Below are 19,017 nucleotides of genomic sequence, written 5' to 3' on the forward strand. Positions count from 1 at the left end.
GTCCTGAGCCTCGGGGGACAGCTCCAAGGTGTCAGCGAACTGGGCCTCGAGCTCGGTCAGGGAGTCATGGGTCTGGGTCATGGTTCGTTGAACACTCAATTTCTTGGTTGCATTCCTCAACCAAGAAGCCGCAGGTCAGGCCCATGAATCCGCCCGTAGGAACCAGGGATCCGCCTGTCGGGAAGCGCGTCAGGCGTCCCGGTGCACCTTGTGCGGGGCGGCCTGGACGCGGGGCTTGATGACGAGCAGGTCGATGTTCACGTGGGCCGGACGCCCGACCATCCAGCCGATCGCCTCGGCGATGTCCTGCGCCACCAGCGGCTCCGACACTCCGGCATAGACCGCGTCCGCCCGCGCCTGGTCCCCGCCGAACCGCGTCAGGGCGAACTCCTCGGTCCGCACCATCCCCGGGGCGATCTCCTCGACCCGGACCGGCTTGTCGACGAGCTCGAGCCGCAGGGTCTGGGTCAGGGCCGTGACCGCGTGCTTGGCCGCGACATAGCCCGAACCGCCCTCGTAGGCGACGTGTCCGGCGATCGACCCGACGTTCACGATCGTCCCCGCGCCCGAGGCGACCAGCGCCGGCAGCAGCGCCTGGGTCACCTGGAGCGTGCCGATGACGTTGGACTCGAACATGCCACGCCAGTCGTCGACGTCGGTGTCCGCGGCAGGAGCCAGCCCGAGCGCACCGCCGGCGTTGTTGACGAGCACGTCGAGGCGGTCGCCGACCTCCGCAGCCAGCCGCGCCACGTCGTCGGCCGACGTCACGTCGCAGACCACGGCGCGACCGCCGATCTCTGCCGCCAGTGCCTCGATCCGGTCGGCGCGGCGCGCCGCGCAGACCACCTCGAACCCGTCCGCCGCCAGCTGCCGGGCCGTCGCCGCACCGATGCCGCTGCTGGCCCCGGTCACCACTGCGAGCTTGCTCATGCCGCACCTCCGGCGGGTCGAACGGTCGTGGGGTCGATGGCGATCCACGTGGCCTCGGCCTGCGCGAGGAGGCGTCCGTCCGCGACATACAGGGCCGTCCCGCTCAGGTACTTGCGTCCCTCGCCACCGCGCTGCCACGCCATGACCACGCACTCGTCGCCGGGATTCGGCACCTCTGACACGTGCGCGGTCATCGTGCCGAGCACCATCGGTCGGCCTGCGATGCCCGAGGCCCAGCCGCCCGGACAGTCCAGCGCCGCCCACACCGTCTCGAGGTCGACGTCCGCGCGGGGGCGCCACGCGGCGGCATACTCACCATCGCCTCCGGCGACCCGGGCGGGCTGGAGGCGCAGTCCGTCGCCGGCGGCGCGGCCGGTGCCGCACGAGAAGCAGGTGGGGAAGGGGTGGGCGGCCAGGCCTTCATAGCCCTCACCCGCCGCCGTGGCCTCGGCGAAGGACACAGCAGCAGGTATGCCGCCCGCGTCCGGTCCCGGCGCGGTCGTCGCCTCGAGGACGGGGTGCTCGCCGTCGTGGACCTCGAGGGTGCGGCGGCCCTGCACCGAACCGGTCTGGACGCTCAGCTCCCGATCGAGCGGGGGAGGGGTGCGGAGCCGGACGGTGACGGCTTCGTCGAGGCCGGGCGCGAGGAGCGCCGCCGCGTGCCCACTGACCCACCCTCCGTTGCCCGACTCGGGTGGGCCACAGAAGCGTGAGGGCACGACGAAGGTCATGGCCCGAACCTACTCGTGGCGTCTCGGCGTGAGAGGTCAGGGGCATCCATGGCCAGGGCGCGTCAGAATGACCGGGATGCCCGCACCCACGCCCCGACCCGAGCCCCGACCCGAGCCCCGACCCGAGGCCCGATCCGAGCTCGACGCCGAGAGTCCCTTCAGCCTGCGGGGGGTCGCCGTGCCGGCCTACGGTCCCACCATCATCGTGGCCATCGGCAGCGGGGCGATCGTCCCCATCGTCACACTCAGTGCCCTCGACCTCGGGGCGACACCGGCGATCGCTGCACTCACGGCCGGGTTGGCCCTCATCGCCGAGCTCTTCTTCGCGGTGCCGGCCGGAGCGCTCGTCCACCGCGTGGGCGAGCGACGGGCGCTGCTGTGGGCGAGCGCGGTCGATGCGGTGGCGGCGTTCATGGCCCTGACCGCCCCGTCGCTCGGCGTGCTCATGCTGACGGTGTTCGCGATGGGGTTCACGTCGTCGGTGTTCCTCGTCGCGCGGCAGGCCTACCTCATCGACGCGGTACCGATCTCCATGCGCGCGCGAGCCCTGTCGACCCTCGGCGGGGTCAACCGGATCGGGATGTTCGTCGGGCCGTTCATCGGGGCGCCGATCATCCACCTGTGGGGGCCGCGCGCCGGGTTCGCGGTCGCCGTGGCGGCCGGCCTCGGGGCTGCGGCGCTGGTGTGGCTGGGTCCGGACCTCACGGCCGCGCACGAGGCACAGTCCAAGGAGGACTCGCGAGTCCGGGCGGCCGCCAGCGGGGGTTCCCGTGGCCGGGGCTCCAGGGGCCGGGGCGCCAGTGGCCGGGGCGCCAGTGGCCGGGGCTCCACCGGCACCGCGGCGGTGCTCTGGGACCACCGCAGGGTCTACCTGACCATCGGCCTGGGCGTCATGGTCATCGGTGCCGCACGCTCGGCCCGACTCGTCCTGCTCCCGCTCTGGGCGGCGCACGTCGGCCTGTCCGCCAGCGCCACGGCCGTCATCTTCGGCATCGTCGCCGGCGTCGAGATGCTGCTGTTCTACCCGGCCGGGTCGGTCATGGACCGGTTCGGCCGGATCTGGGTCGCGGTGCCGTGCGTGGTGCTGCTCGGGATCGGGATGATCGCTCTGCCCCTGACCCACAGCGCGCTCGCCGTCACAGGGGTCGCCCTCGTGGCCGCCGTGGGCAACGGCCTGGGATCCGGCATCGTGATGACCCTCGGTGCCGACAGCGCTCCGGACGTGGGGCGCTCGCAGTTCCTGGGTGGCTGGCGGTTCGTGTCCGTCCTGGGCATGAGCGGGTCTCCGGCGCTGATCAGCCTCGTCACGGCGCAGGCAGGACTGGCGGCAGCCTGCGTCACCCTCGGTGGGCTGGCGCTGGTCGGGACGGGCTGGCTGGGCTACTGGGTGCCGCGCTACGACCCGGTGCGCCGCGGCGCGTCCCGCTGACCAGCGACGCGCCCGGCCGTGCGCGGCGGGTCACCGGCGGGTCACCGCGGCGCACGCGCCCGGTGATGCGTGACGCGCTGACGGCTGCAGGTGAGAGGCTTAGGCCTGTGACCGACCTGATCGACACCACCGAGATGTACCTCAAGACGATCTTCGAGCTCGAGGAAGAGGGCATCACGCCCCTGCGCGCTCGCATCGCCGAGCGTCTCGGGCACTCCGGGCCTACCGTCTCCCAGACCGTTGCGAGGATGGAGCGCGACGGCCTGCTCAGCCTCGCCGGCGACCGCCACCTCGAGCTGTCCGACCACGGCCGGCTGCTCGCCACGCGGGTGATGCGCAAGCACCGGCTGGCCGAGCGACTGTTGGTCGACGTCATCGGTCTGGAGTGGGAGTACGTCCACGACGAGGCCTGCCGCTGGGAGCACGTGATGTCCGAGCGGGTCGAGCGCAAGATCCTGGCGATGCTCAAGGACCACCACGACTCCCCGTACGGCAACCCCATCCCGGGCCTCGACGAGCTGGGTGAGGAGGAGCCGACCGAGGACTTCCGCTTCGGGCTGCGCACCCTGACCGAGCTGGCCGGCGACTCCCCCGAGACGGTGCTCGTGCGCCGGATCGGCGAACCGGTCCAGGTCGACCACGAGGCGCTGAGCCTGCTCACCGTCGCGCGGCTGCTGCCCGGCGAGCGGGTGCGGGTGCACCGCGCCGACGGCCGCGTGGTCGCGGTCCGCGAGGGCGCGCCCGAGTCCACCGGCGTCTCGCTGCCCGACGAGGTGGCGCAGCACGTGTTCGGCGCTTTGGTGTGACAGGCGGGCGTTGGTGTGACCGGGGCGCTTTGGTGTGACAGGCGTGGCCCGGTCTGACCGGTGTGTCCTGGTCTGAAGGGTTTGCCGCGACCGCTCATCTGAGCGCCTCGGCGTGTCCGATCCCTGCTGACCTGCCCGTTTCCTGAGCACGAACGCACAGGTGCCCCTGACGTGGCGATGGACTCTCTTGGGGCTGCCGTGACCTCAACGTGACATTCCCAGACGGCTTGTGTACGGTGGCTCCGGTTCACTCGCCCCTGGGTGAACCGGCTCGATGTGGGAACGCCTAGTCCTGTCACCACGCCCGAGTCATTCAGTACAAACCGCTTGGCAGGAGCGGGGGACCCACTTTTGGGCCAGCTCGTTTCGAGTTGGTCCTCGGGGTGAAGCCCCCACGTACGCGCCCGCAAGGTCGGGTGGCAACCGTGGAGGCCGGGTGATCTACCTCCACCCGAACCCGACAGCTCACCTCGTAGGCGCCGGAGGTTCATCCATCGTGGCTTCACACAGTTCTGGCCGCCACCGCGCGCCGGGCCGCTTCAATCCCGTTTCCGAGTTGTCCGACATCGTGGCCAGCGCCGCGCAGCCGGCAGTCAAGACCTCAGCGGTCATCGCCGCTTCCGGTGGTCTCGTCGCCTCGTTCGCCCTTCCCGCCTCTGCTGCCTCGGCCAGCCCGACGTCGGTTGCCAAGAGCGCCACCGTCACCGCGCCCGTCGCGGTGCAGGCGCCCGAGACCGCAGCCCCGACGGCGACCAACGCCTTCGGTGTCATCGGCTTCAAGGCGACCGCCAAGCCCAAGCCCAAGCCCGTCGTGGTTCCCGTGGCGGCCACGGCCGACCGCAGCAGCTCGGCGACCGCGAGCCGCTCGACGGCACGCGACTACACCAGCCTCAAGCCGGCTGCCGGTGGCGTGCTCGCCATCGCGGCCCAGTACGAAGGCCTGATGTACTCCTACGGCGGCACCAGCCCGTCGACCGGCTTCGACTGCTCCGGCTTCACGCAGTACGTCTTCGGCAAGGTCGGCATCAGCCTGCCGCGCACCGCCGAGCAGCAGCGCGCAGCCACCACCCGCGTGTCCAACCCGCAGCCGGGTGACCTCGTGTTCTTCGGCAGCCCCGCATACCACGTGGGCATCTACGCCGGGAACGGCAAGATGTGGGACTCCCCGCGCAGCGGCCAGGCCGTCGCGCTGCGTTCCATCTGGTCCTCGAACGTCACCTACGGTCGCCCCTGACCTGAGGCTGGCCTCAGCGCCGAGCCACGGTCCGCAGGCCCCCTCCCGCTTCGGCGGGTGGGGGCCTGCGGCGTCCCGTCCCCACCCGGTCCGGGGTATGCCGCGGGGCCAGCCGTGCGGCATACGCCCGACTTGCGCGGTCGTGTGAGGATGGATGGATGAACGACCCACACCAGACCAACGACGACCGCTCGAACGCGGTGGAGATCGACGTCTGGGCGGACGTGGTCTGCCCGTGGTGCTACATCGGCAAGCGACGGCTGGAGCTGGCGATCGCGGAGAGTGCCCACCCGCACGAGGTCACCGTGACCTACCACGCGTTCGAGCTCGACCACCACGTCACGCACGGCGACGGCGAGACGGTGCTCGCGTGGCTGGCGCAGCGCTACGGCACCGACCTGGCGGGCGCTCGTGAGATCGCGGAGCGCCCCGCCGTGACCGGCCGTCCCGACGGGGTCGAGATCGACGTCGACAAGCAGCTGCGGGCCAACTCGTTCGACGCGCACCGGCTGGTCGCGCTCGGCCTGGCCCAGGGCGGCCCGGCTCTGCAGGCTGCGGTGCTCGAACGCTTCTACAGCGCGCACTTCTCCGAGGGCAAGCTGATCGACGACATCGAGACCCTGCAGCGCCTCGGCGCCGAGGCTGGGCTCGACGGACGTCGGGTGTCGGCGGTATTGGCCAGTGACCTGTTCGCCGACCACGTGCGCGCCGACGAGGAGGCAGCCGTCGACATCGGCGTCTCCGGCGTGCCGTTCTTCATGGCCAACCGACGGGTGGCCCTCTCCGGCGCCCACTCGCCCGAGGTCATCGGCCAGCTGATCGAAGCCGCTCTCAACGGCGACCACGAGGCGATGAGCGCCGGAGCCTGACGAGCCGGCTGCACCCGCTCAGTCGGAGAGGGCTGCCTCGAAGGTGGCCAGCGTCGCTCGGCTGAACAGCACGAACCGCACGAGCTCGATTCCCTCATCCGCTCCTGCACCTGGCTCGCCGGCAAGACTCGCGCGCACGGCCTCGACCGCGATCCGGGCCACCTCGGCCGGGTCCCAGCCGTAGACGCCGGCGCTGACCGCCGGGAACGCGATGCTGCGGGCACCGACCTCACGGGCCACCTCGAGGCTGCGGGTAAGACAGGACGCCAGGAGCGCTGGGTCGGTCTGCCCGCGGTGCCGGTTCGGGCCGACGGTGTGGATCACCCATCGCGCGGGAAGGTCGCCCGCGGTCGTCGCCACGGCGTCTCCCACGTCGAGCCCGCCCCGGTGGGTGGTGTTGCGGAGCGCCCGACAGGCTTCGAGCAGCCGCGGCCCCGCCGCGGCGTGGATCGCACCGTCCACCCCACCCCCACCGAGCAGTTGCGAGTTCGCGGCGTTCACGATGGCGTCGACGTGTTGGGTGGTGATGTCACCCAGCACGGCTTCGATGGTGACCATCCACCCACGGTATGCCGCGTGCCCACCTCCGCGCCGCGGCATACAGCGAGGGGGGTGGCTGGGCCCAGGGGTTGACGGCGAAGCTAGGGATTGACCGCAAGAAACACGAACGCGGCGAGCAGCACGAGGTGCACCCCACCCTGCAGCCGCGTCGCGCGACCAGGCACCACGGTCAGCACGCTGACGACGACGGTGAGGGCCAGCAGCACCATCTGGGTGGGGCCGAGGCCCAGCAGGAGCGGGCCGTCGAGCCAGATGGACGCGATCGCGATGGCGGGGATGGTCAGGCCGATGCTGGCCATGGCCGAGCCGAGCGCGAGGTTCAGGCTGGTCTGGATCCGGTTGCCGCGGGCGGCGCGGGCGGCTGCGAGGGTTTCGGGCAGCAGCACGAGCAGGGCGATGACGACGCCGACGAACGACTGCGGGAAGCCTGCCGCCGCCACAGCCGACTCGATGGCGGGTGACTCGACCTTGGCCAGACCGACCACCGCGACGAGCGACACGAGCAGCAGCCCGACGCTCTGCAGGGTCTCGCGGTCGCTGGGCGGGTCGGCGTGCTCGTCCTCGAGCGGCGTCCCGTCGTGGCTCACGGGGAGGAAGAAGTCACGGTGGCGTCTCGTCTGCGTCGACACGAACATCCCGTAGAGCGCCAGCGAGATCACCGCCGCGAAGGCCAGCTGCGAGCTGGAGAACTCCGGCCCGGGCGCGCTCGTCGTGAACGTCGGCACCACCATGGTCATGACCGCCAGCGTGGTCACGGTGGCCAGGGCCGCGCCGGTGCCCTCGGCGTTGAACGAGATGAGCCGGTACTTCACGGCACCCAGGAACAGCGACAGCCCGACGATGCCGTTGCAGGTGATCATGACCGCCGCGAAGACGGTGTCGCGGGCGAGCGACTGGGTGTCGTTGCCGCCGCTGACCATCAGCGTGACGATGAGGGCCACCTCGATGATCGTGACGGCCACGGCGAGGACGAGCGATCCGAAAGGTTCGCCGACGCGGTGCGCGACGACCTCGGCATGGTGGACCGCGGCCAGGACGGCGGCCGCGAGGGCCACCGCGACGACGAGGACGGGCAGGGTGCCGAGGTGTCGACCCCACGTGAGCACGAGGGCGAGGATGGCTATCAGTGGCGCGAGGGTGGTCCAGGTCAGAAACGTCTTCGTTGATTTGGTCCTGGTCGTTTTCGCGGCCATGCCCCATTCTCACAGGTGAGCCACGTCGACTCCCAATCGCAGACTCCCAATCGTCGCGTCCCAGTCGCTACGGTCGGCGAATGACCTTCTCGATCGTCGGCCAGGTGGGTGAGGGCTTCGGGGTAGCCGTCGCGAGCAAGTTCCCCTTCGTCGGGGCGGTCGTCCCGCAGGCTCGCCTGGGTGTCGGAGCCGTGGCGACCCAGGCGATGGCGCGGGTGGGGTATCGGGCCCTGGCCCTGGACGCCCTCGCTGGGGGAGCGTCCGCCGACGAGGCTGTCGTCGCGTGCACCTCCCCTGATGGTGACCGTGCCCACCGCCAGCTCGGGGTGGTGGGCCTCGACTCGCAGGCGACCTACACCGGTGGCTCGTGCATGGACTGGGCCGGCGGTGTCAGCGGTCGAGAGGGCACCGGCGGCTACTCGATCCAGGGCAACATCCTCACCGGCCCCGATGTGGTGGCGGCGATGGAGGGCGCGTGGCTCGGATCCGCCGGCGCCTCCCTCACCGACCGGCTCGTCGAGGCACTGTTGGCCGGCGATGCCGCTGGCGGCGACTCGCGGGGCCGCCAGGGCGCTGCCCTGTATGCCGTGCTGCCCGGCGCCGGGTACGACCACTGCGGGGTGCTCGCCGACATCCGGGTCGACGACCACTCGGCTGCGCCACAGGAGCTGGCGAGGCTGTTGCGGCTGAACGACCTCGTCTTCGGCGGCCCCGAGGTCGTGCTGCCCTGGTCGGACGAGACTGGCGCCCTCGCCGACGAGGTGGGCCGAAGGCTTGCGCTGCTGGGCTTCCACGGCGAGGTGACGCAGGCCCTGACCGGCTGGGCCGGCGAAGCCAACTACGAGATGCGACTGAGCCCCGACGGCATCGACTCCAAGGTGCTGGCAGCCCTGCGCGACGCGACCGGATCCACCGGGCGCTGAGACTGAACGGCTAGGCCGGGTCGACCGGCTCGGGCTCGCTGTCTCCCGCCCCTCCATCGTCCGCCTTGCGGCGCCGACGCTCGCGGTCTTCCGCCTCGAGCCGCTCGCGCTCCAGCCGTTGGTGCTTGGCTTCCTTCAGCTGCGCCTCGGCGCGCTCCCGCACCTGCCGCAGGAACGCGGCGTCGTCATCCGGGTTGGTCGCGACGAACCGCCCCGGTCGCTCGTACTCCGGGTACGCCGCACCGGTGTTGCCCTTGTAGGGCAAGCTCCGCGCTGGTCCCTGCGGTCGTCCGGCCACGAGCCAGGCGACGGCACCGACCACGGAGGTCACGAGCACGATGAAGATCCACGTCACCTTGGGCAGGTTCCGGATGCGCGACTCATCGGTCATGATCACGTCGAAGAGGCAATAGATCCACAACGCCGTCCCGAGGATCCCCAACCCAAGTTCTGCTCGAATCACGCAAAGAAGCGTGGCACAACGAACCCACGCGGATGGGCAGATTGCCCAGAATTGCCGCCACGCCACGCGCCAGCGAGGGACGCCTCAGGCTGGCGGAAAGGCGGCCGCGATCGTGCGGGCCACCGACGCGATCGCGCCTTCGTCAAACGACCCATCCTCCTGCAGGCGTGCAGCGGCCTTCTTCGGCCAACCCACGAAGACGTCGCGCACGCTGAAGCTGCCGCCGATGAGCGGCCAGTCCGCGTCAACGAAGCAGAGCATCCCCAGCACTGGCACCTCTGGGTGTTTGGCGCTCGTCGCGTCCGCCACCAGCGCGACTTGCTTGAGGACGCCGTCAACGAGCTTGGTGCAGTCGCGCCGGCCCACCATCAACTTCGCGACCCTCGGCCGCAGGATGCCCCCCTCGACCCGCAGCGTGGGGCGTCCTCGATACCGCTTGGCGTCGATCACGAAGACACCCGAGGGACAAACCGCGATGTGGTCGAGGTTGGCTTTGCTGCGCGGAATCCGGCGGTCGTGCATCACCCGAACGAGGGGTCCGGCCATCGCATCCAACCGGCCACCCAGCAGTTCCTCACCGACTGCGCCTCGGGCCCACGCGTTGGTCGACTGCGGGTCGTCGCTGAGTGCGAGGATCAGGCCACCGAGCTTCGGGTGGGCAGCGCGGATCCGATCTTCTCGCTTCGCATGACGACGGTCATGCTCGCGACGAGCCGAGAGACCCGCCGCCCCTTGCGTGTAACTGATCTCGGCTTCCGGGGGAAGCGTCGCGACAGTTTCGAACACGCGGGCCGCGCCGATCATGTCCAGCGCCGGACTCGCATCGCTCGCCAGGGACGGACTTGTGGTGCCCTCCTCGAGCGGTCCCAGATCGGCACACCCAAGGCACAGCACAGAACGGGTTTGTCGTTCGTACACGGCGGTCACTCCCTGCGCGACCTCCACGGCGCACAGGCGGCACGCGCCGGCATACCGCAGTCGCATGCGCTTCTGGTCCGGACGTTCGCTCACCATGCCCCCTCTTTCTGGGGGCGACGATAGGGCGGGCGCCGTTCCAGTGGAAGGCGATTCGGGCACAGAGCTACGAAAGTTTGAGGAGGCGGGCTTCCCACGGGCGGAGGGGGGCGGTGGGCGACGCGGGATCGCCCAGGTTGCCGAGCAGCAGGTCCGCCCCGGACCATCGGTCGAGATCGGTGACTGCGCCGGACAGGTCGAGGTCGTCGCCGGAGAAGTTGGCCAGGACCAGCAGGTCCGTGCCCGCGTGGGAACGGGTGAAGGCGTAGAGCGTCTTGTGGTCGGGCGCGATCATCGTGAAGTCGCCGTGCGCGATGGCCGGCTCGGAGTGGCGCAGCTCGATGAGGCGCCGGTAGTGGTGGAAGACGGAGTCCTGGTCGGCCACCGCGGCGGCTGCGTTGATCTCGGTGTAGTTGGGATTCGTTGCGGCCCATGGCTTTCCGGTCGTGAACCCCGCATGGGCGCCATCGTCCCACTGCATGGGGGAGCGGGCATTGTCGCGGCTTCCGAGTCGCAGGTTGACGAGGATCTCCTCGACGTCGCCACCGGCTCCAGCCGCCAACCGGTAGTAGTTGACCGACTCGATGTCCAGGAAGTCGTCGGCCGTCGCGAACGGCACGTTGGTCATGCCGAGTTCCTCGCCCTGGTAGACGTACGGCGTCCCGCGGTGCAGGTGCAGCACCGTCCCGAGCAGCTTGGCCGACGCGACGCGGTGCTCGGCCGCGTCGGAGCCGAACCGCGACACCGCGCGCGGCTGGTCGTGGTTGTTCCAGTAGAGCGAGTTCCAGCCGACCTCCGCGAGGCCTTCCTGCCACCGACCCAGCGAGGTCTTGAGGTCACGCAGGTCGACCCGGCTGCGGTCCCACTTGTGGGCCCCGATGTCGAGGCCGACGTGCTCGAACTGGAACACCATGTCCACCTCGCGCCGGGACGGGTCGGTGTAGAGGATCGCGTCCTCGACCGTGACCCCGGGCATCTCGCCGACGGTGAGCAGCTTCTCGGCCCGTCCCTCGAAGACCGACGCGTGCATCTCCTGGAGGAACTCGTGGATCCGGGGACCGTTGAGGAAGTGGGGTGTCCCGTCGCCGAGCGCCGAGTCGCCAGGGAGCGGCTTCCCATCGGGCAGCGAGGTCACCTTCGAGATCATGTTGATGACATCCATGCGGAAGCCGTCGATGCCCCGATCGAGCCACCAGCGCATCATCGCGTAGACCGCCTCGCGGACCTCCGGGTTCTCCCAGTTGAGGTCGGGCTGCTTGCGGCTGAACAAGTGCAGGTAGTACTCGCCCGACGCCTCGTCGAGCTCCCAGGCGGGTCCGCTGAAGAACGACTCCCAGTTGTTGGGCTCCGCGCCCACCTCGCCCGCAGCCGCGTCCCCGTCACCACCTGGCCGCCACCAGTACCAGTCGCGCTTCGGGTTGTCTTTGCTGGAGCGGGATTCCACGAACCACGGGTGCTCGTCGGACGTGTGGTTCACGACGAGGTCCATGACGAGGCGTATGCCGCGCGAGTGCGCCTGCTCGATCAGCGAGTCCACGTCCGCGAGGGTCCCAAACGTCGGGTCGATATCCTGGTAGTCGGCGATGTCGTAGCCGTTGTCGTCCTGAGGGCTCGTGTAGATCGGCGACAGCCACACGACGTCGACGCCGAGCTGTTCGAGGTAGTCGAGCCGACTGATGATCCCTGGGACGTCACCGATGCCGTCACCGTTGGAGTCCTGGAAGCTGCGGGGATAGATCTGGTACACGACGGCTTCGCGGAACCACTGGTCATCGGTCATGGCTGAGTCTTTCGACCGGGGCACCCCTCAGCAAGTGCAGGGTCGTCTATGTCCGCTTCACGAAGGTGACCCGTTTGCGACCGGTGCCCTCACGGAAGACGCGGTGGTGGTAGCCGGGGTCGTGGATCCGTTTGTGGTGGTAGCCGCAGAGGGGGACTGCCAGGTCGAGATCGGTCCGTCCGCCCGTCGCCCACGGATCCTCATGGTGGTGTTCGGTCCAGGCGTAGGGCCGATCGCAGTGGTCAGCGGCGCAGGTGTCGTAGGTCAGCGCGAGCGCGACGCGTTGCGCCTCCGTGAAGTAGCGCTGGGACCGGCCGAGGTCGAGGACCTGGGACTCGCCGTCGAGGACCGCCGGGACGATCCCCGCCCCGCAGGCCAGTCGCCGCGCCTCGGACGCGGAGACGTCGTGGCCGGTATCGAGGTGGGCTGCTCCCACCGCGGCCTTGAGCTTGTCGTGGTCGAGGGTGACCAGGATGGTCGCGTTGACCTTGCCGGACAGGTGGTCGGTGGGCAGGTGCTCCAGCAGCTCGACGAACGCTCGGCCGTACTTCTGCGACCAGTCCAGCTCCTCGGCCCGGAACGCAGCCCACGTCGCCTCGGCGGTCTCGGCGGCGGTCAGCTCGGTGCCCCCCGAAGCCGCCTGGGCCTTCGCGTCCTTCGCGGCTCGCTGGGCGAACCGGCGCGGTGAGGCGATCTGCTGGACCACCTTCTTCAGGATCTGGCCGGCCAGGGTCGGCACCGTGAAGTGCCCCGTCACGGTGCCGTCCTGGTTGTCGTGCATCGTCAGCCTGGTCGCGGCCAGCGCACGGTCCTCCTCGGCGCGCAGGAGCTCGTCCTCGTGGGCGTCGACCTCGGCCTGTTCCCGCTTCGCTGCCTCGAGAGCCCTGCGGGCCCTCTTGCGCAGCGCGGCCGGGTCGACGCGTTTCGCCACGGCGACGAGGGACTGCTCGATCGCGGCCCGTTCGGTGACGTCCAGTCCCGCCGGCAACTGCTCAGTGGTGCGGGCGATCACGTGCGCGTGCTCGGTCGACAGGGCCCCCTCGCTCAGGGCCTCTCTGGTCGCCGGTAGCCCCTCGTCGAGGGCGGTCGCCAGCCGCACGTCCTTGGCGGCCGACGCGCCGTCGCGGCGAGACCGCGCCGCCAGCCAGGCGGCCGTGCCCGTCATCCCCGCGTCCGCGGCCACGTCTGCCTTGTCCACGACTGCCACGAGGGACAGCTTCATGGCCTCCAACCGGGTCACGGCCCTCGCGACCTCGTCGATCAGGCCAGACGCCTCCTGCCCTGACAGCTCCTCGACGCCCTCGCACTGGTCGAGGACCGAGTGCACCTGACGCACCCCATCGGCCACCGGCAACGGTGGCGAAGGATGGAGCGGTGCGATGGCCATACCTGACTGTATTCGAACAGATGTTCGAGTGTCAACACAGGAATGGCTGGAAATCTGTGGGCCATCGACCCAGACCCAGCGTGCCGGACGATCGAGTCATCCGGGCACAAGGGGACTCATGAACGTGCCGATCTTCGCGGTCATCCTGATCGGGCGGTGAGGCTCATGCCGAGGCGGTCGATGATCGCCGGCGGGATGCGTTCGGCCCGCTTGCGGGCGGCCGCGCCCTTCCTGGTGAGGGAGACCGCCAGGGCGCGGTCGTCGAGGGGGTCGCGGTCGCGGCTGACCATGCCGCTGGCTTCGAGGCGTTTGAGCAGTGGCGAGAGCGTCGCCGGCTCCAGGCTGAGGCGGTGCGCGAGGTCGCTGACGCGCAGCGGTGAGTCCTCCCAGAGGGCCAGCATGACGAGGTACTGCGGATGGGTCAGGCCCATGGGCTCGAGCAGTGGCCGGTAGAGCGCGATCACGTTGCGCGACGCGACCGCCAGGGCGAAGCAGACCTGCCGGTCGAGCTTGAGCAGGTCGACCGGTGTGGTGGTCGAGGGGGCTGCGCGGGTGGTCACGATTTCGAGTCTAGGGGATCGGGGGCTATCGTTAGTGCACAGGTAGTTAGGGCACTAACAAATGTCCGAGACCAGGCCGAGCCCGTACGGGGCAGGTGCACCGAGGCAATGGGGAGTGAGCAATGAGTCGCAAGGCTGACCGCGAGGGACTGTCGCTGGGCTATCGGATCGCCTACCGCGTCAAGGTGCTCGGCATGCACCTGTACGGGCCGGCGCAGCTGGGCGAGGCCGAGGACCCGCACCGCCGGCTCGAGCGCAAGCGGGCCGCCAAGGTCGCCGCGGCCCGTCGGGCTCGCGAGCAGCGGGAGCCCGGCGGGACCAGCCAGGCTTGACCAGTCAGGCCTGACCAGTCGGCCCGCAGCAGCCGGGTCCAACCGCTCAGTAGCAGCCGGTGACGGTCGCCGCGAGCATGTCGATGTTCTGGCGCAGGACCGTCGTCGACGTGGGCTTTCCGTTGACGACGAAGGCAAAGGCCTTGACTCGCCCGTCCGTGCCGACGGTCCAGCCGCTCAGCGCGACCGCGTCGCTCAGGGTGCCGGTCTTGGCGTGGACCTTGCCGACGGCGCACTTCGAGGTCGACGCGGTGAACCGTCCCCAGGACGCCCGCAGGGTGCCCGTCTGACCAGAGACCGGCAGGCCGGCGTTGCTGCGCAGGAGGGCGAAGGGGGTCGCGTTGGCGGGTTCGAACACGTTGGTCACGAGTCGTGCGAGCTGCAACCCGGTGAGGCGGTCGCTGCGCGACAGTCCCGACCCGTCATAGAGCGCGTTGGCGGACAGGCCCTCGCTCCGAAGCCGGGCCGTCTGCGCCGACCTCGCCGCGGTCCACGTCTTGCCGTAGCCCAGCTTGATGCCGACCAGGCGGTGCAGCGCCTCGGCGTGCTCGTTGTCGGACTCGAGCATCATCCGCGACACGATCTGGCTGACGGTCTGCCCGGCCGAGGTGGCCAGCACCGGGTTGGTCGACGTCGCGGTGCCACGGCCGATCCGGGTGACCGTGAGGCCGTAGGTCTTGAGCTTGGCCGCGAACAGGTTGGCCGCGTCGATGCTGGTGTCGGAGACCTGCCGCCCGTCGACGACCAGGGCCCGCAGCCACGTGGTGTCGGCCGGGATGTACGTCGAACGCCACCCCGTCGCCAGGGTGGGCGCCGCGAAGAGGGTGTCGTCGGCATACAGCCGGACGCGCAGCTGTCCACGCGCCTTCATGGCGGCCGCCGTGGTCTTCGCGAGGGCCGTGAGCTGAGCCGACGAGAAGGCGGGGTCGCCCGAGCCGATGAGGATGACCTGGTCCGCCTGCGAGCCGCGCTTGACCCTCGTCGTGAACCGGTACGACGCGCCGAAGACCCGCAGCGCGTCAGTGGCCGTCACCCACTTGGTCGTGGAGGCGGGCATGTAGCCGGTGCCGCCGTTCTTGCTCCACACGACCTTGCCGCTCGCGGCGTCGATGACGGCACCGGTGAACGACGTGCCGAAGCGCGTGGTCGTGACCCGGGCCTGCAGCTTCGTCGCGATCCGGGTGTCCGCCGCGGTCGTGACGTACGTGGTGGTGGCGGTCGGCACGGCGGCGTCGGCACTGCCGGTCGTCGCCAGGACGGGCGCGGCGCCGAGCGCACTGGCCAGCGCGGCGATCGTGAGTCGGCGGAAGGTCACGGAGCGGGGGCGTGAGGTCATGCCGGTCCTAAGGAACTGGTCTGCCTCGGCCGGCGACGGTTGGGGCAGGTGGGGCTGCGGGGGATGGGGCGAAGGTACGCCCGCCCGCAGCCCAGTGGGGGCTTTCAACCGATATTCACAGCGTTTCTGCCCGTTCACCTGAGTTGGATGTGCCTGTATGCCGCGTGGCCCGGCGCCCGCGCCGTCAGACGTCGACGACCAGCCGGACCGTCGTGGTCGTGCCGAGCTCGAGCCCCTCGGCCCGGCGCACGGTGTCCTTGAGCGGCACGATGTAGCGGCCGTCCTTGGGCCAGAGCGAGGTCTTCCAACCGGTGTCGCCGATCCGGACCTGGACCGGGATCATCCCCCAGCCGTAGCTCACCAACCCGGCCGTCGCGTCGAGCGCATCACAGAGCTCCTCGGGCACGGTGACGAAGTGGAACGGCGAAGGACCCTTCCAGAACCAGATCTCACCGCTGAACTCCATCTCCATGCGGCACAGGATAGGAGCGTGGGGCCGCTGGGAGTCTCGTCCCGGAGCTCGCGTTGCCGTCGCGGCGCGCGAGGTGGACGATCGGGGCCAATGCCCACGGACCGGCGGCACCGCGCTGTGGGGCGGCTACCCGACGACGGAGGTCCCCGTCATGAGGCGATCAGGATTCTGGGCGTGGGGGTTGGCGTGGCTCGTGTGCCTCTGTGCCCCGCCGACGCTGGGCATGGTCTGGGACCAGGTCGGGTACCCCACCTCGGATGCCCTCGGGATCCTGGTGGCCATCGGCGCGGGTGTGGCCACGCTCGCGTGGGGGTTCCTGCTGGGTCGCCTCGGTGAGTGGTTGGTGCTGCTGGGCTCGGTAGTGGTGGGGGCCGTGGTGTTGACGGTCCTGGGGGAGATCAGCCTCAAGCTGACCTACCGCGGAGACCCGTCCGGCCCGGGTGTGGCCTTGGTCTTCTACGTCGTCCAGCTCGGACTCGTGCTGGCGGTGGCTGGTCTGGTCGGCATGGTCGTCCGGCGACGTCGACAGGGGAGCAGCTGAGGCTCAGCCGGGCTCGTTGCGTTCTGGACCCAGCGGTGCGCGATCTTCTTGTCCAGTAAGGAGTCATCGCAGATTCACCCCAGGTGGAGGACCGAGGCGACCACCGGCCATTCGGCGGCCGCGAGGTTCGCATGGCCTGCGATCGAGGGATGACGAAGGTCCTCGCCGTAGTCCTCGACCTGCATCGCCATCCGCGCGGCCGCGCCGCCGTCGGTGTGGCACTGGCGGATGCCCTGGCACGCCTTGGCCAGCTGGGCCTCGTATGCCGCGAGCAGGCCCGTCACGCGCGCGACCTCAGCGTGGTTGACGGTGCGGTTCGCCGAGAAGAGCTTGCAGGGCCTCGTTCCGATGACGTCCGGGGGCGTGTTCGGCAGGGCCATGATGGCTGCCGCATAGCCTGCCGGCCGGCCGGGGTCGCCGATCAGCAGGACGCTGGTCTCGGGCGAGGCCTCGACGATCATCTGCACGGCCTGCCTTACGGACGCGCGGAATTCGGGGTAGTGCTCTGGATCGGTACCGTCGCAACGCAGGTCAGTGCCCACGATCTGCACGAGCACGAGGGCCGGGTAGGGCAGCCGCGCGAGGCCCGCAGTCGCCTGGTCGACGAGCCTCTCGGCCGTGACCGCATTCCGGGCTGAGTTGACCACGTTGATGCTCGTCTCGGGTCTGGCTTCGAGCAGGCGCTGATAGACGCTGCGAACTGCCGGGTTGGATCCGGTGGCCCAGGAGTTCGCCGCAGTGTTCGTCGCGGGACTCTTGGGGTCCGACTGGAAACCGGTCAGCCCGGAGTGCCCGATCGCCATGACTCCAATGGGGTGGTCGGGGCGTCCAGTGGCAGTGGCGGTGGCAGTGGCAGGAGGCGCGGAGGAAGCGGTGGAATGGCCGATGGGTGAGGTGGCGGTCGACGGCGATTTCGCATCGCCCCCGCAGGCCACCACGGCGGCGAGCAGCGCGACGGCCCCCGCCACGACGCGCCACCGTCGGTCCATGACCACGAGTGTTCTCCTGCGGAAGCGTCCTGTCACTGGCAGCTGGGTGGACGGGGCCGTCCTTGTGTCACGTCCGGCACAGACGGCGCGAATGGGCGTGAGCACCATGGAGGCATGGGCACCCATTCCCCGAACAGCGCCGCGGGAACCGCGTACATTGGCCGTTCGTCAACAAGGACAGCGAGCCGGGCCATCGGCACTGCGGAGGAGACGAACCGTCATGACCGACACACAGCCAGGACCGCTCCAGCCCCCGACTGCGCAGGGGGCGACCCTGACGCTGACCGCGCCCACTGCGCCGGCTCCGGTCCAGGCCACAGCCGCCCCCAGGATGGCGCCGGCTGTCGACGCCGCCGCCCTGCCGGCCCTGGACGCCAAGGTCGACGCCTACCTCGAGGCACTGCTGTCCGAGGCCCCCAGGTCACCGGGGTTCGCCGCCAAGTCGGCCGATGTGCGAACGATGGGCGACGGCGACATCCGCCAGGCTGCCGAGACCTCGAACCGCCTGCTCAAGGCCCCCGTGAAGGCGCTCCAGGAGGGCGGTCTCGCCGAGGGCTCCACGGTCGGCGCGACCCTGCTCGAGCTGCGCCGGACGATCGAGGACCTCGACCCGAAGGAGGCGACGGGCGCCCGCAAGCTGCTCGGCATGGTCCCCTTCGGCGACAAGGTCGCCGACTACTTCCGCAAGTACCAGTCGGCGCAGAGCCATCTGGACGGCATCCTCCACTCCCTGCGCGACGGCCAGGACGAGCTGGGCAAGGACAACGCCGCCCTGAACCTGGAGAAGCAGCTGCTGTGGGACTCCATGGCCCGGCTCAACCAGTACGTCTACGTCGCCGAGCGGCTCGACGCCCACCTCGCCGCTCGCATCGCCGACCTCGAGGCGACCGACCCCGACAAGGCGACCGCGCTTCGCGACGACGTGCTGTTCTACGTCCGCCAGAAGCACCAGGACCTGCTCACCCAGCTGGCCGTCTCGATCCAGAACTACCTGGCCATCGACGTCGTCATCAAGAACAACATCGAGCTGATCAAGGGCGTCGACCGGGCGTCGACGACGACCGTGTCAGCGCTGCGGACCGCGGTCATCGTGGCGCAGGCCCTGAGCAACCAGAAGCTCGTGCTCGAGCAGATCTCGGCCCTCAACACCACGACCTCCGGCATGATCGAGCGCACCAGCGAGATGCTGCGCGACAACTCCGTGCGCATCCAGGAGCAGGCCGCCTCGGCCACCATCGGCCTGCCCCAGCTGCAGGCGGCGTTCCAGAACATCTACGCCACGATGGATGCCATCGACACCTTCAAGGTGCAGGCCCTGGACACCATGGCCGCCACCATCGGCACGCTCGAGACCGAGGTCGGGAAGTCGCGGTCGTACCTCGACCGGGTCGAGCGCCAGGACCAACAGGTTGCGCACGGCTCGTTGGACCTGGGCAATTCAGTGGGTGCACGACGCTGAGAGGTGGC

20 protein-coding genes and 1 riboswitch are annotated in these 19,017 nt (G+C 70.1%); of the genes, 8 read left to right on the forward strand and 12 right to left on the reverse strand.

Translation table 11 applies throughout. The annotated features are described in order from the left end of the window. Positions 1 to 189 precede the first annotated feature (189 nt). Positions 190 to 930, reverse strand: a complete 741-nt coding sequence (locus AC1DVZ_RS00005; RefSeq protein WP_477616127.1) for an SDR family NAD(P)-dependent oxidoreductase — start codon at positions 928 to 930, stop codon at positions 190 to 192. Further along, positions 927 to 1,661, reverse strand: coding sequence for a hypothetical protein (locus AC1DVZ_RS00010; RefSeq protein ID WP_477616128.1), 735 nt, complete (start codon positions 1,659 to 1,661; stop codon positions 927 to 929). Before AC1DVZ_RS00010 ends, AC1DVZ_RS00005 begins: the two co-directional genes overlap by 4 nt. Positions 1,662 to 1,737: 76 nt before the next feature. On the opposite strand from AC1DVZ_RS00010, the gene AC1DVZ_RS00015 reads away from it, so the two are divergent. From AC1DVZ_RS00015 to AC1DVZ_RS00030, 4 genes are all read left to right on the forward strand, one after another. Beyond that, positions 1,738 to 3,090: an MFS transporter gene (locus tag AC1DVZ_RS00015; RefSeq protein ID WP_477616129.1), complete on the forward strand. Its 1,353-nt coding sequence runs from the start codon at positions 1,738 to 1,740 to the stop codon at positions 3,088 to 3,090. Positions 3,091 to 3,197: 107 nt separating this feature from the next. After that, positions 3,198 to 3,896 (forward strand): iron-dependent transcriptional repressor DtxR, encoded by a 699-nt coding sequence (locus AC1DVZ_RS00020; protein WP_477615786.1) that lies wholly within the window; start codon positions 3,198 to 3,200, stop codon positions 3,894 to 3,896. 291 nt (positions 3,897 to 4,187) lie between these two features. Beyond that, a riboswitch (cyclic di-AMP (ydaO/yuaA leader) is annotated at positions 4,188 to 4,390 on the forward strand. Positions 4,391 to 4,452: 62 nt separating this feature from the next. After that, positions 4,453 to 5,130: a C40 family peptidase gene (locus AC1DVZ_RS00025; RefSeq protein WP_477616130.1), complete on the forward strand. Its 678-nt coding sequence runs from the start codon at positions 4,453 to 4,455 to the stop codon at positions 5,128 to 5,130. Positions 5,131 to 5,288: 158 nt separating this feature from the next. After that, positions 5,289 to 5,999, forward strand: a complete 711-nt coding sequence (locus AC1DVZ_RS00030; protein ID WP_477616131.1) for a DsbA family oxidoreductase — start codon at positions 5,289 to 5,291, stop codon at positions 5,997 to 5,999. A gap of 18 nt (positions 6,000 to 6,017) precedes the next feature. Here the strand turns inward: AC1DVZ_RS00030 and AC1DVZ_RS00035 are convergent, their stop codons facing one another. After that, on the reverse strand, positions 6,018 to 6,557 hold the full coding sequence (locus AC1DVZ_RS00035) for an O-acetyl-ADP-ribose deacetylase (RefSeq protein ID WP_477616132.1): 540 nt from the start codon (positions 6,555 to 6,557) through the stop codon (positions 6,018 to 6,020). A gap of 83 nt (positions 6,558 to 6,640) precedes the next feature. Further along, on the reverse strand, positions 6,641 to 7,753 hold the full coding sequence (locus AC1DVZ_RS00040) for a calcium:cation antiporter (RefSeq protein ID WP_477616133.1): 1,113 nt from the start codon (positions 7,751 to 7,753) through the stop codon (positions 6,641 to 6,643). An 80-nt stretch (positions 7,754 to 7,833) separates the two neighbouring features. Between AC1DVZ_RS00040 and AC1DVZ_RS00045 the strand changes: the two genes are divergently transcribed. Further along, positions 7,834 to 8,676 (forward strand): DUF1028 domain-containing protein, encoded by an 843-nt coding sequence (locus AC1DVZ_RS00045; RefSeq protein WP_477616134.1) that lies wholly within the window; start codon positions 7,834 to 7,836, stop codon positions 8,674 to 8,676. A gap of 10 nt (positions 8,677 to 8,686) precedes the next feature. Here AC1DVZ_RS00045 and AC1DVZ_RS00050 read toward each other — a convergent pair whose 3' ends face one another. The 5 genes from AC1DVZ_RS00050 to AC1DVZ_RS00070 all read right to left on the reverse strand — a co-directional run bounded on the left by AC1DVZ_RS00050 (position 8,687) and on the right by AC1DVZ_RS00070 (position 13,880). After that, positions 8,687 to 9,139 (reverse strand): PLD nuclease N-terminal domain-containing protein, encoded by a 453-nt coding sequence (locus AC1DVZ_RS00050; RefSeq protein WP_477616135.1) that lies wholly within the window; start codon positions 9,137 to 9,139, stop codon positions 8,687 to 8,689. Between the two features lie 84 nt (positions 9,140 to 9,223). Continuing rightward, positions 9,224 to 10,153 carry a nuclease-related domain-containing protein gene (locus AC1DVZ_RS00055; RefSeq protein WP_477616136.1) on the reverse strand — a complete coding sequence of 310 codons (930 nt, stop codon included), beginning with the start codon at positions 10,151 to 10,153 and terminating at the stop codon, positions 9,224 to 9,226. A 67-nt stretch (positions 10,154 to 10,220) separates the two neighbouring features. Beyond that, on the reverse strand, positions 10,221 to 11,933 hold the full coding sequence (locus AC1DVZ_RS00060; protein WP_477616137.1) for a glycoside hydrolase family 13 protein: 1,713 nt from the start codon (positions 11,931 to 11,933) through the stop codon (positions 10,221 to 10,223). A 46-nt stretch (positions 11,934 to 11,979) separates the two neighbouring features. Next, entirely contained in the window at positions 11,980 to 13,320 is a 1,341-nt protein-coding gene (locus AC1DVZ_RS00065; RefSeq protein ID WP_477616138.1) for an HNH endonuclease signature motif containing protein, read from the reverse strand. A 140-nt stretch (positions 13,321 to 13,460) separates the two neighbouring features. Next, positions 13,461 to 13,880, reverse strand: a complete 420-nt coding sequence (locus tag AC1DVZ_RS00070) for a MarR family winged helix-turn-helix transcriptional regulator (RefSeq protein WP_477616139.1) — start codon at positions 13,878 to 13,880, stop codon at positions 13,461 to 13,463. Positions 13,881 to 14,002: 122 nt separating this feature from the next. Between AC1DVZ_RS00070 and AC1DVZ_RS00075 the strand changes: the two genes are divergently transcribed. Then, positions 14,003 to 14,212, forward strand: coding sequence for a hypothetical protein (locus AC1DVZ_RS00075; RefSeq protein WP_477616140.1), 210 nt, complete (start codon positions 14,003 to 14,005; stop codon positions 14,210 to 14,212). 46 nt (positions 14,213 to 14,258) lie between these two features. Here the strand turns inward: AC1DVZ_RS00075 and AC1DVZ_RS00080 are convergent, their stop codons facing one another. Then, entirely contained in the window at positions 14,259 to 15,548 is a 1,290-nt protein-coding gene (locus AC1DVZ_RS00080; protein WP_477616141.1) for a D-alanyl-D-alanine carboxypeptidase/D-alanyl-D-alanine-endopeptidase, read from the reverse strand. A gap of 184 nt (positions 15,549 to 15,732) precedes the next feature. Then, a complete protein-coding gene (locus tag AC1DVZ_RS00085; RefSeq protein WP_477616142.1) occupies positions 15,733 to 16,020 on the reverse strand; it encodes a DUF1905 domain-containing protein in 288 nt (95 codons plus the stop codon). A 151-nt stretch (positions 16,021 to 16,171) separates the two neighbouring features. On the opposite strand from AC1DVZ_RS00085, the gene AC1DVZ_RS00090 reads away from it, so the two are divergent. Further along, the gene (locus AC1DVZ_RS00090) at positions 16,172 to 16,561 is read left to right on the forward strand and encodes a hypothetical protein (RefSeq protein WP_477616143.1); all 390 of its coding nucleotides are present in this window, start codon (positions 16,172 to 16,174) and stop codon (positions 16,559 to 16,561) included. Between the two features lie 74 nt (positions 16,562 to 16,635). On the opposite strand, the gene AC1DVZ_RS00095 is transcribed toward AC1DVZ_RS00090, so the two are convergent. Beyond that, the gene (locus tag AC1DVZ_RS00095; RefSeq protein ID WP_477616144.1) at positions 16,636 to 17,550 is read right to left on the reverse strand and encodes an SGNH/GDSL hydrolase family protein; all 915 of its coding nucleotides are present in this window, start codon (positions 17,548 to 17,550) and stop codon (positions 16,636 to 16,638) included. A 220-nt stretch (positions 17,551 to 17,770) separates the two neighbouring features. Between AC1DVZ_RS00095 and AC1DVZ_RS00100 the strand changes: the two genes are divergently transcribed. Continuing rightward, positions 17,771 to 19,009, forward strand: a complete 1,239-nt coding sequence (locus AC1DVZ_RS00100) for a toxic anion resistance protein (protein WP_477616145.1) — start codon at positions 17,771 to 17,773, stop codon at positions 19,007 to 19,009. Positions 19,010 to 19,017: the final 8 nt, after the last annotated feature.

The organism is Pedococcus sp. P2_E5 (genome assembly GCF_056403895.1).